The following is a 14450-nucleotide window of genomic DNA, read 5'->3' as shown; positions in this document are numbered from 1 at the left end:
CAGGGTGCCCCTGTCTGTACCCGCAATCAAAGGAAAGAGAGATGCAAAAGGATATCGACACCCTGTTCAGTCATCTGTGGGACAACTACATCAAGGTGACCCCGAGTGCCCACAAGGTGCACACCCTGCTGGGGGGCGGTGAACCCATCGTCAACGATCACGTGGCGTTTCGCACCTACAACCTGCCCAAGCTGGGGCTGGAGAAGCTGGCAGCCCACTTCCTGGCGCTCGGCTACGAGCAGAAGGGCGAGTACGTGTTCAAGGCCAAGAAGCTCTACGCCAAGCACTTCGAGCACAAGGATCCGGACGCTCCCAAGGTGTTCATCAGCGAGCTGAAGGTAGAGGAGCTCTCCGAAGGCGCCCAGGCCATCATCCACAAGCTGGTGGATCAGGTGCCCGATCATCTGACCGATACCGCCGCCTTCCTCTATGCCGGTGCCCCCTGGCAGGTCTCCTATGCCGACTATCAGACCCTGCTGGCGGAGAGCGAGTATGCGGCCTGGATGGCGGCCTGGGGTTATCGCGCCAACCACTTCACCGTCAACATCAACCGCCTGCGGGATTTCGACACCATAGAGCAGGTCAACGCTGCCCTGAAAGCGGCCGGCTTCGTGCTCAACAGCGTGGGCGGCGAGGTGAAAGGGGACCCGCAGGTGATGCTGGAGCAATCCTCCACCATGGCCGACAAGGCGGACGTGGCCTTCAGCGACGGTGTGCGCACCATCCCGAGCTGCTTCTACGAGTTCGCCCTGCGCTACCCGCAGGCCGACGGCGTGCTCTATCCGGGCTTCGTCGAGGCGTCGGCCGACAAGATCTTCGAATCCACCAACGCCATGTAAGCCGGGGCCGGGTCATGCCGGCACTGCTGCATGCAAAACGCCTCCCTTGCGGAGGCGTTTTCATTGGTGACCGCGAGGGTTGTGTGGCCTAGCGCTGGTAGAGCTCCCCCTCCAGCACCAGTACCGTCTCCATTCCGGCAGCGCGGCCCGCCTGCAGGCCGATCTGGGTGTCTTCGAACACCAGGCAGTTGGCGGGGTTGGCCCCCAGCTGCTCGGCCACTTGCAGGAAGGTGTCGGGGTGGGGCTTGTGGTTGACCACGTCGTCGGCGCTCACCACCACCTGGATATAGGCATCGAGCCCGGTGCTTTTGAGGATCGACTCCGCCTGAATGCGCGGCGAGCCCGTGCCGATACCCATGGGGACCTTGCCGTGGCAGCGCCTGACCAGCTCCCACATGGCAGGAAAGACGCTCACTTGCTGGATATGCTCCATGTAGAGGGCCACCTTGCGCCGGGTGAAGGCCTCCGCATCGATATCCAGCCCATGCTGTTCGGCTAGAATGGCGACGATCTTGCGGGTGGGAATGCCGCCGTACTCGTTGAGCTGGGCGCGATCGAAGGGCAGGCCGAACTCGGCGCTGGTGGCTTCCCAGGCATCCAGGTGGCGCGGCATGGAGTCCACCAGGGTGCCATCCATATCGAAAATAAGGGCGTCGTACTGCTCAAACCGGAACTGCTCGGACATGGGGCTGCTTCCTCTCGGGGTAAAAGGGCAGCCTACCAGAGCGGGGGGCACAATGCCGCGACCGGGGTCATGCTTGCCGGCACGGATGCCCTGGTTTTGGTCATCTGCCGGTGATGTATGAGACAATAACAAGTTCTGCGCCGCAGACGCTGGAGCAACAAAGGAGCGAGCCCGTCTTATGTCCCCCAAAACCATCTTCTCGAGCGTGGCCCTGGTGATCGCGCTGGGTTCACTGGAAAAGAGCATAGTCACCACCCCGCTGCCCATCATAGGGGCCGAGCTCAATGCCGGCGCCGCCCTCACCTGGGTGGTCACCGCCTACCTGCTGGCGGCCACCGCCGCCCTGCCCATCTACGGCAAACTGAGCGACATGTTCGGTCGTGTGCGCATGCTCAACATCGGTATAGGCCTGTTTCTGGCCGGCTCGGTGGCCTGCGGCCTGGCCCAGGATCTGCCGACCCTGCTGGCCGCCCGGGTGCTGCAGGGGCTGGGGGGCGGCGGCCTGATCGCGCTCGCCTTCACCGTCATCGCCGACAGCATACCGCCGCGGGAGGTGGGCAAGTATCAGGGCTACATCTCGGCGGTCTACGCGGTTTCCAGCATTGCCGGCCCCTTGCTCGGCGGTTATTTTACCGAGCAGCTCAGCTGGCGCTGGATCTTCTGGATCAACCTGCCGCTCGGGGCCATCGCCCTCTGGCTGGTGAACCGCAACCTGGGCCACCTCAATGTGCGTCGTCACAGTCGTTTCGACTGGAAGGGGGCGGCGCTGCTCATCACTGTCACCACTCTCACCCTGTTGTTGCTCTCGCCGGAGGCGGCGCTGCCCGCCATCTGGCTCGCGGCCGCGCTGGTGGTGGCCCTGCTGTTGCTGGTGCTGATCGAGCGGCGGGCCCATGACCCCATCCTGCCGGCCCACCTGGCGCGTCAGCCCGGTTATCTGGTGAGCGTGCTGCTGGCGCTGGCCTCGCAACTGCTGATGTTCGCCGTGCTGGTCTACCTGCCGCTGCAGATGCAGTGGCAGAAGGGGATGAGCGCCAGCGACAGCGGCGAGATCATGGTGATCTTCATGGTCTGCATCACGGCGGGGGCCTTCGTCGGCGGCAAGCTGATCGGCCACACCGGCTACTACAAGCGTTTCGTGGTGGTGGGGTTCGCCCTGGCGGCGCTGGCCCTGTGGCAGATCCACTTCGACGTCTGGATCAGGCTGGGACTGGCGTTTGCCGGCATCGGCCTTGGCCTGGTGCTGCCCGCGCTCTCGGTGGTGGTGCAAAACGCCCTGCCGCGGGAAGATCGCGGCATCGGCATGTCGCTGTTCAACTTCGGCCGCGAGCTGGGGGGGGCGGTCGGGGTGGCCATCTGCGCCGTGCTGTTCCACTCCGCCCTGCCAGCGGGCAGCAGCCACAACCTGGCCAGCCTGAGCCCGGTCGAGCTGGCGCCCGGCTTCAGCGCCACCTATATCGGCATGGCGCTGATCGCCAGTGCCGCCCTGCTGGTCACCCTGCTGGCGTTGAAGCGCCACGAGCTGGCCGACATGCCTGCCTGATGGCTGCCAGCCGGTAAAAAGAGGGCTCCCCGTGGGGAGCCCTCTTTATTGGTGGCAACTTGAGCGCTTACTCCTGCGCCGGCGCCTCTTTGCCGGCCAGCTGGCTCAGCCAGGCGAAGCGGCGGTGGGCATCCTCCTGCGCCTCCTCATAGAGCCGGCTGGCCACCTCCGGCAGCTGACGAGTGAGGCGCTCGAAGCGGGGCTCCTGCTGCAAGGTGTCGGCCAGCGACGCGCTGGGGGCGCGGGAGTCGAGCGCCAGCGGCGCCTTGCCCTCTTCCTTGCGGCGCGGATCGTAGCGGTAGAGTGGCCAGAAGCCGGTGGCGGTCAGCTGCTTCATCTGCTCGTGGCTCTGGGCCAGATCGTAGCCGTGCTCCTCGCAGGGGCTGTAGGCGATGATGAGGGAGGGGCCCGGGTAGGCCTCCGCCTCCTGGATCGCCTTCACCGTCTGATTCATCTGGGCGCCGAGGGAGATCTGCGCCACGTAGACGTGACCGTACATCATCACGTTGGCACCGAGATCCTTGCGCCCCTTGCGCTTGCCCTGCTCGCCAAACTTGGTGATGGCGCCGAGCGGGGTGGCCTTGGACTGCTGGCCGCCGGTGTTGGAGTAGCATTGGGTGTCGAGCACCAGCACATTGATGTTCTCCCCCAGGCTCAGCACGTGATCCAGCCCGCCGTAACCGATGTCGTAGGCCCAGCCGTCGCCGCCGATGAGCCAGACCGATTTCTCCACCAGGTAGTCCGCATCACGGGCCAGCTCCCGGGCCGCTGTGTCGGTGCGCCTCTGTAGCAGTGCGCGCAGCTGCGCGATATGGGCCCGCTGCTCGGCGACCGGCAGGCTGGCGTCCTGCAGCCCCTGTTGAAGTTCGGCCGGGACGGCGTCCCCCAGGCTCGCCAGCAGGCGGCGTACCCGCTCGCGATGCTGATCCACGGTGAGTCGAAAGCCCAAGCCAAATTCGGCGTTGTCCTCGAACAGGGAGTTGGCCCAGGCCGGGCCACGCCCGTCGGCGTTGGTGGTATAGGGTGTGCTGGGCAGGTTGCCGCCATAAATCGACGAGCAGCCGGTGGCGTTGGCGATGAGCAACCTGTCCCCGTAGAGCTGGGTCAGCAGCTTGATATAGGGGGTCTCGCCGCAGCCGGAGCAGGCGCCGGAGTATTCAAACAGCGGCGAGATGAGCTGGGAGGTGCGGATGTCGATGCGCTCCAGCTGCTCGGCGCTGCGCTCGGGCAAGTCCAGGAAGAAGTCGTAGTTGGCCTTCTGGGCCTCGAGGTGATCCAGCCGCGATTCCATGTTGATCGCCTTGCGATTCGGATCGGCACGATCCTTGGCCGGGCACACCTCGACGCAGAGGTTGCAGCCGGTGCAATCCTCCGGCGCCACCTGCAGCACGTACTGCTGGCCGCGCATGTCGCGGGCCTTCACATCCAGCGCGTCCAGGGTGGCCGGCGCATCGGCCATGGCCGCCTTGTCCACCACCTTGGCACGGATGGCGGAGTGGGGGCAGGCGGCCACGCAGTAGTTGCACTGGGTACAGAGGTCTGCCTGCCAGATGGGCACCTCCTTGGCGATGTTGCGCTTCTCCCAACGGGTGGTGCCCACCGGCCAGGTGCCGTCCGGCGGGAAGGCGGAGACCGGCAGGCTGTCACCCAGCCCCGCCAGCATGGCGGCGGTGACGGTCTGCACGAAGTCCGGCGCCTTGGGGGAGACCACCGGCGGGCGGGGCCGACTGCCGGCCTCCACTTCGCCGAGGGGCACCTGGGCCAGGGCCGCGCTGGTGGCCGCGAGGGCCTGCCAGTTGCGCTCGACCAGCGCCTGCCCCTTGCTGCCGTAGCTGTTGGCGATGGCCTGTTTCAGCAGCCGGATGGCCTCATCCAGCGGCAGGATGGTGGTGAGCTGGAAGAAGGCCATCTGCATGACGGTGTTGATGCGCTGGCCGAGCTGGCAGTCGCGGGCAATCTTGGCGGCGTTGATGGTGTAGAGGCGGGCCCCCTTCTCGCGCAGGGCATGTTGCACCTCGAGGGGGAGGCGGCCCCAGACCTCGGCCGCGCCATAGGGGCTGTTCAGGAGGAAGATGCCCCCCGCCTTGAGCCGCTCCGCCATCTGGTAAAGGTCGATGAACTGCCACTGGTGGCAGCCGACGAAGTCTGCCTCCTCCACCAGGTAGGCCGACTGCAACGGCCGCGTTCCCACCCGCAGGTGGGAGACGGTGAGGCCACCCGCCTTCTTGGAGTCGTAGACGAAATAGCCCTGGGGGTAGAGCTCGGTGTGGTTGCCGAGGATCTTGATGCTGTTCTTGGCCGCCGACACGGTACCGTCGCTGCCAAGGCCGTAGAACAGCGCCTCCAGCTTGAGGTGGCTGGCCGGGGGCACTGAGGTCGGCAGCGGCAGGGAGAGGCCGGTGATGTCGTCAAAGATGCCGACGGTAAAGCGCGGGCGTGGGTTAGCCAGCGCCAGCTCGTCAAACACCGCCTGCACGCAGGCCGGGCCGAACTCCTTGGAAGAGAGGCCGTAGCGCCCGCCGATGACCCGCGGCAGGCTGACCCGCTCACCCCGGCTGACCGCCTCGGCCAGTGCCGCCATCACGTCCAGATAGAGTGGCTCGGCCAGGGCGCCCGGCTCCTTGGTGCGATCCAGCACCGCTATCTTGCTGGCGCTCGCGGGAATGACCGCCAGCAGGTGCGCGGCCGAGAAGGGGCGGTAGAGGCGCACCTTCACCAGCCCCACCTTCTCCCCTTGGGCCAGCAGGTGTTCGATCACCTCCTCGCAGGTGCCGATGGCGGACCCCATCAGCACCAGCACCCGCTCGGCCTCTGGGTGACCCAGGTATTCGAACGGCCGGTAGTGACGGCCGGTCTGCGCGCCGAAGGCGTCCATCGCCTCGCTCACGTGGCGATAGCCCTCGTCATACCAGGGGTTGCTCGCCTCACGACACTGGAAGTAGGTGTCCGGGTTGGCAGCGGTGCCGCGGATGACCGGCTTGTCGGGGGTCAGCGCCCGCTCCCGATGGGCCCGGATCGCCTCGGCGGGCAGCAGGGCGCGCAGGGTGTCGTCATCGAGCGGCACTATCTTGGCTATCTCGTGGGAGGTGCGAAAACCGTCGAAGAAGTGGATGAAGGGGAGCCGGCTGTTGAGGCTGGCTACCTGGGAGATGAGGGCGAAGTCCTGGGCTTCTTGCACATTGTTGGCACAGAGCAGGGCGCAGCCGGTCTGGCGCACCGCCATCACGTCCGAGTGGTCACCGAAGATCGACAGGGCGTGGGTCGCCACGGTGCGCGCCGCCACGTGCAGCACGAAGGGAATGAGTTGACCCGCCAGCTTGTAGAGGTTGGGGATCATCAGCAGCAGCCCCTGGGACGAGGTGAACGAGGTCGCCAGTGCCCCGGTCTGCAGGGCGCCGTGGACGGTGGCGATGGCGCCACCCTCCGACTGCATCTCCACCACCCGTGGCACATCCCCCCACAGGTTGGCACTGCCCTGGCTTGCCCAGGCCGACGACTGCTCGGCCATGGCGGAGCTGGGGGTGATGGGATAGATGGCGATCACTTCGCTGGTGCGATAAACCACGGAGGCAACAGCGCTGTTGGCGTCCGTCGTTAGCATGTCGTGTTTCATTCTCAAACCTTGGTTGCACAGTCGGCGTGGGTACGCAAACGACAAAAGAGACCGGGCCTTGCCCCGGGGGGAGCGAAAGCATGCTGTGCCCTTCCTTGTGGCAATCTGTGTCACTGGCCTGTGACGGTGAATTCGCTTATCTTGCGCTGGGGTGAATCAACGTTGCGGCAAGAAAAATATGTGATGGAACGTTAATATGAGTAATGTTTTGCCGTTGTGATTGTCAATCTTCAAATTTATCCGCTCGATGAATTAAGGCTTCATATTTATTAAGCAAGAGTCGGCATTGCCAAAATAAATATCTGATGAATCAGACCATCCTGTTTATGGGGAAATAGATGCCAATACGTCCCTGCACTGGCATGAAATAATGGTCATCAGGAGGTCATCATTCTCTTGTCATTAAAATTTGTCGGACCAGCCCAGCTGCTGAAAAATCTGCTTTGATTTTTCCCCTTTCAAATATTCGGCGAAACGTACCGCATCCTGGCTCGGGCTCTTGTTAAGGACTATGTTCACATCCCGATAAACCACCAGCTGCTCTTCAATCGCCACCACGTCGCCCACGTCCGGGTTGCTCCTGGCCCAGTCAATCCAGGTGATCCAGGCATCGACACGGGGATCTTCCTGAAACGCCTTGCGGGCGCTGCCGCTGTTGGGGGTGTATTGCACTATGTTGTTTCGAAAATCGGCCACCAGCTTGATGTCACCGGTGCGACCTATCATGTCTTCCCACACCCCGGTTCCCGAGGTGTTGCTGACCCCGGCACCCTCCGGCACGACTATGCCGATACCCGGTTTGGCCAGATCGGCCAGCCCCTTGATATTCTTGGGATTGCCCTTCTTGACCAGAATGATGGCCGGGCGCAGGTAGAGCGGGGTAATCTTGTTGATGTCGAACTGCTGCTGATGGTCGGTGGCGATCGCCAGGGCCGATTGCTCGGAGGCGCCGAACAGCATGTCGGCGTTTTTGCTGGCATCGTCATTCCAGGTCGCCTGCGGCCCGAAATGGACGTTGACCTTGATCCCCGTCTCCGCTTCAAAGGCGCTGCCCACCTTGATCAAGGCGGTGTGCGGCCCGCCGGGGCCATATAAGTTGACGTCCGCCAATGTGGCATAGCTGGTCAGCATGGTCACCAATGCGGAAGCCGTCATAAATATATGCTTGTTCATTATCTACACTCCTTTGGGACTGATGGTTCAAGCGAAAAGGACCGGTCGTTTATCGAATTTATTTCAACGAAATATGAATGGTGAAATATTTCATGATCAGGCATCAATATTATTTAAAGCCGTGCAAGCCATGATTTAACATCTCTTCTTTCTTATATTCTGACGCCCACCATACCGGCAATGATGGCCAGCGCGAGGGCTGCCGAGCCGGTCAGTCCGGTGTACCACAGCAGCCTGATGCGGCTCGTTGCCACGCCGTGGGCCGCGAGCACCACCCGCAACCCGGCCAGCAGATGCGCCAGTACGAAGAAGACGCCGAGGGTGTAGTGGGGCACCAGGCGAATATTCCAGGGATCCATCAGCAGGCCCGCCTCGCCACCGGTGGCAAAACTCCAGTCGGTCGGTATGCCGAGGAAGCTGCGGGCATAGATGAACACCGAGTTCATGTGCCCCAGCACGAACACCGACAGATAGACGCCAGAGGCGATCTGGAAGGTGGTCAGCCAGTCATGCCGGGTACTGCTCCAGCGCCAGGCAAGATAGAGACCTGAGCCGACCTGGAAGAGAAACGCCGCCACCAGCAGGGGTTCGACAACGCCGGCCCGGTAGACGGTGCGACCCGCCGCCATGACCCGGGCGTGAAGCTCGGGGGCGACCAGCCCGGTCAGGTGATTGGCCAGATGAAAGATCACATAGCAACAGAGCACCAGTGCGCTGATGCCATGGGCGACGCGCCAGCGTCCCAGTCCACCCACGGGACGGGCCTGCGCTGCCTCTGTCTGGTGTGACTCCCACCCCAGCAGCATGGCGCCAACCCAGAACAGAGACCACACCAGCACATCGGGCAGCGGGCTGCCGACCAGCGTCTGCACCACTCCGAGCAGGACATAGAGGCTGGGGGCCGCCACGCTCAGATAGGCCAGTCGACGCATGCCTGTGGTGATGCCGGGCCGATTGGCGACGTTCAGCCCCGCCAGGGGAACGGCCAAGGCCAGCAGCAGCGAGAGCAGGGCGACGAGCAGACTGGCTGCGCCGCTCTGGCCGACCAATGTGTTGAAGATCATCAACAGAAACGGATAGCCGAGCGCGGCCAGCGGGGGGAGCAGACAGAGTGAGTGAGGGCGCTGCACCATGATGTGCTCGCGGCTCTCGTCCGCGATCCTGGAAGGTAAGGGCATACTGATATTCCTGCTTGATAGGGCGGAAAACCACCTTGATTCGGGTCTATTCAGATAACCGCGGCGCGATATCCTGCGCGGGGCAACCCGTCATGCCGCCATGAGCGAGCGGCCGCAGTGACTGAGTGTCGGCTCCCGGCAATCGGGGCCGGCGAGAGGTGGGCCAATCTATTCCAGGGAATATCTCAGCAAGGAGGTCAGGTAATGCATATGTTTTATTTCCCCTTTAACTGAGTGCCAGGTTGATAATGTGAGGATAAAAAAAGCGGCCAAGGGGTAACAGGGACAAGAATGGTCATATGGAGTAGTCCATACAGATAACAGGGAGTAATTGGATTTCCTTTGACTCCCTTTTATTGATTGCCGACAACCGGCAGGCTGGCAGAGATAATTCGGCCATAGCGTGATATAAAGACGGGCGGGAGGCGATGGATTTTAATCTTGACGTATTGAGCTGGCTTGTATAAAAAATACGCCAACTGATAGCGCTATACCAAGGAGAGTGTGTCGTGTTCGAGTTCACTGTTAATAAGGCGGCACTGCTGTCTCTTTCACTATTATTTACCTCCTCGGCCATGGCCATGGAAATATCTGCAGATAAAAGCAGAACGGTTCAGGAATTTACCGGCAATGTCATGTTGAAGGTAAATGATAATGAGTCTGTGACTGTCTCTGCCGATTCGGTCAGAAAAAGCCAGGATGGCATGGAGTATTCTGGCAAGGTCACCTTGTCTGCCGAAAAATTCAATGCTGAAGCTGATGAAATAAAATCGACGACAGATGGCTACGGTACGACCACCTTTACCACTGACAAGCTGACGCTGATCAGCAAATAGCGGTCAGCCAATGCACGCCCGTGATGGCACCATATACCATGTTTTCATGGTACAGGGTGTTATCAGCCAATATTGTCATGCTGCTCTTCTATCGTGATGCCAACAGGAGTGGATAATGGATAAACAACGGAAGTGATAGAATACAGAGCCATATTTCATGGACCCCTCTCATGGACATTCAGGATCTGAACCTCAGCCGGGAGCAGGCAACCCCGCTCTATCTGCAGATATACCAGCGCTATTGCCATGCCATCGCGAGCGGAGCCTTGAACGCCGGTGACCGTGTGCCCTCGGTGCGCAGTCTGGCAAGCGAACTCAACCTTGCGCGCGGCACGGTTGAAATGGCCTATCAGATGCTGATCGGTGAAGGGTATCTGATATCCCGCGGTGCCGCGGGCACTGTGGTCGCCGCCGGGCTGAACAGGCTCGTCGAGGCGCCACCCTCTCCCCGACCCGCCGCCGCGCTTGCGCCGACCCAGGGGATCCCTCACAGCGACATCCTGCCGTTCCAGCTGGGCGTGCCCGCACTGGATCTGTTCCCGCGCAAGAGCTGGGCCCGGCTTGCCACCCGGCATCTGCGCAATATGGAGATGGTGACGCCGGATCCGGCCGGGCACCCGGCCCTGCGCCGCGCCATCGCCACCTATCTGGGCATTTCGCGGGGGATCCGCTGCAGCCACGAACAGGTATTCATCACGGTTGGTTATCGGGGGGCGCTGGATCTGGTGTGCCGCGCCCTGCTGCGAGCGGGAGATCTGGGCTGGTTTGAAGAGCCTGGCTATTTTCATGCGCGCCAGTTTTTGCAGCAGGCGGGCCTGCGGTTGCACCCGGTGCCCGTCGACATGCATGGCATGGATGTCAGCCTGGGTGAGCAAACCGCCGACGAGGCCCGGTTTGCGGTGGTCACCCCCACCCACCAGAGCCCGATGGGGGTGGCCCTCAGCCTGCCGCGTCGACTGGCGCTGCTGGAGTGGGCAGAGCGGCGCAACGCCTGGATCATTGAAGATGACTACGACAGCGAGTTTCGCTACCACGGCCGGCCCTTGCCCCCCCTCAAGAGCCTGGATCATCAGGGGCGCGTGCTCTACACGGGGACCTTCAGCAAGGTGCTCTACCCCGGCCTTAGGCTGGCCTATCTGGTGGTGCCCGAGGCGCAGGTCGTCCGTTTTCGCGAGCTGGTGGCGCAGCTGCCCGGCGCGGGCAATCCGGTGCTGCAGGCCACCCTGGCAGACTTCATGGATCAGGGGCATTTCACCCGCCACCTGAGCAAGATGCGCAGAGTCTATGCCGAGCGGCATGGCTATCTGGTCGATGCCTTGGCAGCCCGCCTGGGCGCCCGGTTGCGGGTACAGCCACAGGCTGGCGGGATCCAGCTATTGGCGCAGGTTGCCGGGGGCGTGACGGATCAGCAGCTGGTCGAGGTTGCCCAAGCCAATGGACTGGCGTTGCATGCCCTGAGTAGCTGGTACATGAACCCGGCGCAGCAAAGGGGGGTGATGATGGGGTTTGCCAACTTTGCCAGCGCAGAGCAGGCCGATCGGGCCGTGCTGCAGCTGTTGTCCCTGTGGCCGGCAGAGTGAGCGCCATCCTTGGGTGATGCACATCCCTCGGCTTGTGAAGAGGCTGGTTACCAGGCGTCGTCTGCCACATGGCAGAGGTCATGAAGAGGGCTCCCGCGGGAGCCCTCTTGTCATTGTGCCTGTTGTACTCAGCCCGGCAGCCGCACCGGGCGCAGGGCGAGGATGGCCCCGCCAAACAGCAGCAGGGCCAGCAGGGCCATGGCCATGGGGCCGGCGCTGTAGGCAAAGCCGGCGACGGCGGACCAGAGCGCTACCCCGAGGTGCATCAGGGTCATGGCCAGCGACATCAGCATGCCGCGCTGGGCCGGGGCGAGCTGGGCGATGTAACCCTGCAACGCCGGTGAGCCGATGCCGCCGGCCAGCGCCCACAGGCCCAGCGGCATGGCGAGGCTGGCCAGGCTGCCGGCCGGATAGAGGTAGAAGAAGGCGCTGACCAGGGCGCACACCACCAGGGCGCCGCGCATCAGGGGGCGGCCGCTCTCCACATAACCTGCCAGGCGCGGCATCAGCACGTTGCCGACCACGCTGATAACGCCAAGGGCGCCGTAGAGCAGTCCCACCGACCAGACGGGCAGCCCCTGGCTGTCGTGCAGGTGCTGGCCGACCAGGTTGAACAGGCCGATGCCACCCCCCAGTCCCAACCCCATGGCGAGCAGGGCACCGAGTGCCCCCGGAATGGCCAGCACCGAGCCCTGCACCGCGGGGTGTGTGCCGCTGGCATGAACCTGCGGCGTGCGCGCCGTGAGCCAGGCCAAGGCCGCCGCCACGGCCCAGGCGCAGAGGCCGAGCACGATAAAGGGGGTGCGCCAGCTGCTGAGCTGGGCCAGCAGGGCGCCCACCGCCGGGCTCGAGATCATGCCGAGGGTGAGCCCCGACTGCACCCAGGCGATGCGCTTCATGGCATCGGCCGGCGCGCCGTCCGCCGCCATGGCGAAGGCGATGGGGAGCATGCCGGCGCTGGCCAGCCCGGTGATCACCCGGGTCGCCAGCCCAACCTCGAAGTTCGCCACCAGGCCGGTGGCCACCGAGGCGGCGCCAAACAGCAGGGAGGCCGGCAGCATCACCCGCAGCCGGCCGTGGCGATCCGACAGGCCGCCGAGCAGGGGGGCGATGAGGGCCAGCGCCACGCTGTAGGCGGTGATGAACAGGGTCACCCGTTCCGGGGGGACGCCCAGCTCGGCGCCGATGGGGGCGAGCAGGGGGCCCAGCATCAGCTCATCTGCCCCGACCAGAAACGCAATCAAAAACAGCAGTACTTTCAATAACATAATTTTTATTCCTTAAGCTTGGGTCGACACGGCGGCGAACTGCTGGATGTCCACCACCCGATCCGGCCAGTCGGCCACAAAGGCCGGTTCGTGGCAGACGGCGAGCACGCTGCCCGGGTAGTCGCACAGGGCCTGGCGCAGGGCGGCCTTGGTGCCGGCATCCAGGTGGGTGGTCGGCTCATCCAATATCAGCAGATGAGTGGGCTGCAGCGCCAGTCGGCACAGCTTGACCCGGGTCTGCTCACCGCCGCTCAGGGCACTGATGGGCTGGATGGCCAGCTTGCCGCCGATGCCAAGGCGTGCCAGTTGCTGGCGGGCACCCTTGTCATCCAGCCCGTGGGCGGCGGCCTTGACCAGAGCCAGCGGGGTGGCCGCGGGATCGGGCCAGTGCAGCGCCTGCTCGAAGTAACCCGACTTGAGGCCGGGGGCCAGGGCCAGTTCACCGGCGAGCGGGGCGAGGCGACCGGTCAGGGTGTTGAGCAGGGTCGACTTGCCGATGCCGTTGAAGCCGGCGATCACCACCTTCTCGCCGCGGCGCAGCTGCAGGCTGAGCGGCGCCAGCAGGGGCTGGTGGTAGCCGATCTCCAGCTCGCTCGCGGTCAGCAGCTGCGGGTGGCCCCCCTGGGCGGCGCGAAAGCTGAGGGTGACCGGTTTGGCCTGCTCGGGGGCGGCCAGGCGCTCGATGCGCGCCAACTGCTTCTTGCGGCCGTTGGCGATACTGGCGTTGACCCCGGCCCCGTTCTTGGCGATGAACTGCTCGAGCCTGTCGATCTGCCGCTGCTGGGCCTGGTATTGACGGGCGTGCAGCGCCTCGGCGGCGCCCTTCTGGGCCAGCGCCTGGTCTAGGTTGCCGCGATAGGTGTGGATCTGCTGGCGGTCGATGTCGGCGATGGTGGTGGCGATGCGGTTGACGAAGGCGCGGTCGTGGGAGACCACCAGGAAGGCGCCGGGGAAGCGCTCCAGATAGCCCGCCAGCCAGTCGACGTGGGCTGTGTCCAGGTAGTTGGTCGGCTCGTCGAGCAACAACACCTCCGGCGTGCGCAGCAGCAGGCCGGCCAGCATCACCTTGTGGCGCTGGCCGCCGCTGACATTGGCGAGCAGGGTCTGCATGCCGAGCTGGGTCAGGCCTAGGCCGGCTGCCACCTCGTCGATGCGCGGATCTAACTGGTAAAAACCCTGACTCTCCAGGTGCGCCTGCAGATCGGCCGCCCGGGCCAGCTGCCGCGGCCCCAGTTCGGGGTCGGCGTAGAGGGCCAGCATCTCGGCTTCCGCCTCATAGAGGTCGGCGAACACCGACTGCAGGTAGCCCCGCAGGGTGAGGTGGCCATCCCGCGCGGCGTGCTGGTCGAGATAGCCCGCCTTGATGCCGGGCTGCCAGAGGATGTCGCCGCCGTCTGGCAGGCGCTCCCCCTGGATCAGCTGGAGCAGGGTGCTCTTGCCGGCGCCGTTGTGGCCGGTGAGGCAGACATGCTCGCCGGCGTGGAGACGAAAGCTCGCCTGCTGGTACAAGGTCTTGTCGCCGATGTGGTAGGTCAGGTTGTGGATAGTGAGCACACTCATGGTTGTAACATCCATAAAAAAACGGGGGGCAGGTACGCGACGTACCGGCCCCCCGTCTCAGCAAGGTGAAACGCTGCCAAATGGCAGAGACAAAAAGGCCGGCGATGAAGCATCTCGCCGGCCTGTGTCTCCTGTTTTCATCAGATGCGGGGCAGCCTCCCAAAGAGAGGGCATT

The 14450-nt window shown here is 63.8% G+C and carries 10 protein-coding genes; 4 read left to right on the top strand and 6 right to left on the bottom strand.

The features are described 5' to 3' along the window. Positions 1 to 41 precede the first annotated feature (41 nt). A complete protein-coding gene (locus I6L38_RS13425) occupies positions 42 to 839 on the top strand; it encodes a DUF1338 domain-containing protein (RefSeq protein ID WP_005298414.1) in 798 nt (265 codons plus the stop codon). An 88-nt stretch (positions 840 to 927) separates the two neighbouring features. Here the strand turns inward: I6L38_RS13425 and I6L38_RS13420 are convergent, their stop codons facing one another. After that, complete coding sequence (locus I6L38_RS13420) at positions 928 to 1524, bottom strand: HAD family phosphatase (RefSeq protein ID WP_042006974.1); 597 nt, start codon at positions 1522 to 1524, stop codon at positions 928 to 930. A gap of 178 nt (positions 1525 to 1702) precedes the next feature. Between I6L38_RS13420 and I6L38_RS13415 the strand changes: the two genes are divergently transcribed. After that, positions 1703 to 3067, top strand: coding sequence for an MDR family MFS transporter (locus tag I6L38_RS13415; protein WP_005298417.1), 1365 nt, complete (start codon positions 1703 to 1705; stop codon positions 3065 to 3067). A 67-nt stretch (positions 3068 to 3134) separates the two neighbouring features. On the opposite strand, the gene nifJ is transcribed toward I6L38_RS13415, so the two are convergent. From nifJ to I6L38_RS13400, 3 genes are all read right to left on the bottom strand, one after another. Beyond that, the gene (gene nifJ / locus I6L38_RS13410) at positions 3135 to 6668 is read right to left on the bottom strand and encodes a pyruvate:ferredoxin (flavodoxin) oxidoreductase (protein WP_216988628.1); all 3534 of its coding nucleotides are present in this window, start codon (positions 6666 to 6668) and stop codon (positions 3135 to 3137) included. Positions 6669 to 7082: 414 nt separating this feature from the next. Further along, a complete protein-coding gene (locus tag I6L38_RS13405; RefSeq protein WP_017765009.1) occupies positions 7083 to 7853 on the bottom strand; it encodes a substrate-binding domain-containing protein in 771 nt (256 codons plus the stop codon). 152 nt (positions 7854 to 8005) lie between these two features. Beyond that, a complete protein-coding gene (locus I6L38_RS13400) occupies positions 8006 to 9031 on the bottom strand; it encodes a hypothetical protein (RefSeq protein ID WP_216988627.1) in 1026 nt (341 codons plus the stop codon). 509 nt (positions 9032 to 9540) lie between these two features. On the opposite strand from I6L38_RS13400, the gene I6L38_RS13395 reads away from it, so the two are divergent. Further along, positions 9541 to 9867 (top strand): hypothetical protein, encoded by a 327-nt coding sequence (locus I6L38_RS13395; protein WP_216988626.1) that lies wholly within the window; start codon positions 9541 to 9543, stop codon positions 9865 to 9867. 170 nt (positions 9868 to 10037) lie between these two features. Next, positions 10038 to 11447: a PLP-dependent aminotransferase family protein gene (locus tag I6L38_RS13390; RefSeq protein WP_216988625.1), complete on the top strand. Its 1410-nt coding sequence runs from the start codon at positions 10038 to 10040 to the stop codon at positions 11445 to 11447. A gap of 128 nt (positions 11448 to 11575) precedes the next feature. On the opposite strand, the gene I6L38_RS13385 is transcribed toward I6L38_RS13390, so the two are convergent. Together I6L38_RS13385 and I6L38_RS13380 are read right to left on the bottom strand one after the other, a co-directional pair. Then, complete coding sequence (locus I6L38_RS13385) at positions 11576 to 12715, bottom strand: MFS transporter (protein WP_017781623.1); 1140 nt, start codon at positions 12713 to 12715, stop codon at positions 11576 to 11578. A 12-nt stretch (positions 12716 to 12727) separates the two neighbouring features. After that, positions 12728 to 14275 carry an ABC-F family ATP-binding cassette domain-containing protein gene (locus I6L38_RS13380; protein WP_124249971.1) on the bottom strand — a complete coding sequence of 516 codons (1548 nt, stop codon included), beginning with the start codon at positions 14273 to 14275 and terminating at the stop codon, positions 12728 to 12730. Positions 14276 to 14450: the final 175 nt, after the last annotated feature.

It is taken from the genome of Aeromonas sp. FDAARGOS 1408 (assembly GCF_019048665.1).
Classification (GTDB): domain Bacteria; phylum Pseudomonadota; class Gammaproteobacteria; order Enterobacterales; family Aeromonadaceae; genus Aeromonas; species Aeromonas dhakensis.
Note: the sequence above shows the minus strand (reverse complement) of the source record. Positions and strands in the feature narration are given on the sequence as shown.

Bases quoted from the DNA above. Each gene is read 5' to 3' on its own strand.
- I6L38_RS13425 (WP_005298414.1), top strand. From the start codon at position 42: ATGCAAAAGGATATCGACACCCTGTTCAGTCATCTGTGGGACAACTAC.
- I6L38_RS13420 (WP_042006974.1), bottom strand. From the start codon at position 1,524: ATGTCCGAGCAGTTCCGGTTTGAGCAGTACGACGCCCTTATTTTCGAT.
- I6L38_RS13415 (WP_005298417.1), top strand. From the start codon at position 1,703: ATGTCCCCCAAAACCATCTTCTCGAGCGTGGCCCTGGTGATCGCGCTG.
- nifJ (WP_216988628.1), bottom strand. From the start codon at position 6,668: ATGCTAACGACGGACGCCAACAGCGCTGTTGCCTCCGTGGTTTATCGC.
- I6L38_RS13405 (WP_017765009.1), bottom strand. From the start codon at position 7,853: ATGAACAAGCATATATTTATGACGGCTTCCGCATTGGTGACCATGCTG.
- I6L38_RS13400 (WP_216988627.1), bottom strand. From the start codon at position 9,031: ATGCCCTTACCTTCCAGGATCGCGGACGAGAGCCGCGAGCACATCATG.
- I6L38_RS13390 (WP_216988625.1), top strand. From the start codon at position 10,038: ATGGACATTCAGGATCTGAACCTCAGCCGGGAGCAGGCAACCCCGCTC.
- I6L38_RS13385 (WP_017781623.1), bottom strand. From the start codon at position 12,715: ATGTTATTGAAAGTACTGCTGTTTTTGATTGCGTTTCTGGTCGGGGCA.
- I6L38_RS13380 (WP_124249971.1), bottom strand. From the start codon at position 14,275: ATGAGTGTGCTCACTATCCACAACCTGACCTACCACATCGGCGACAAG.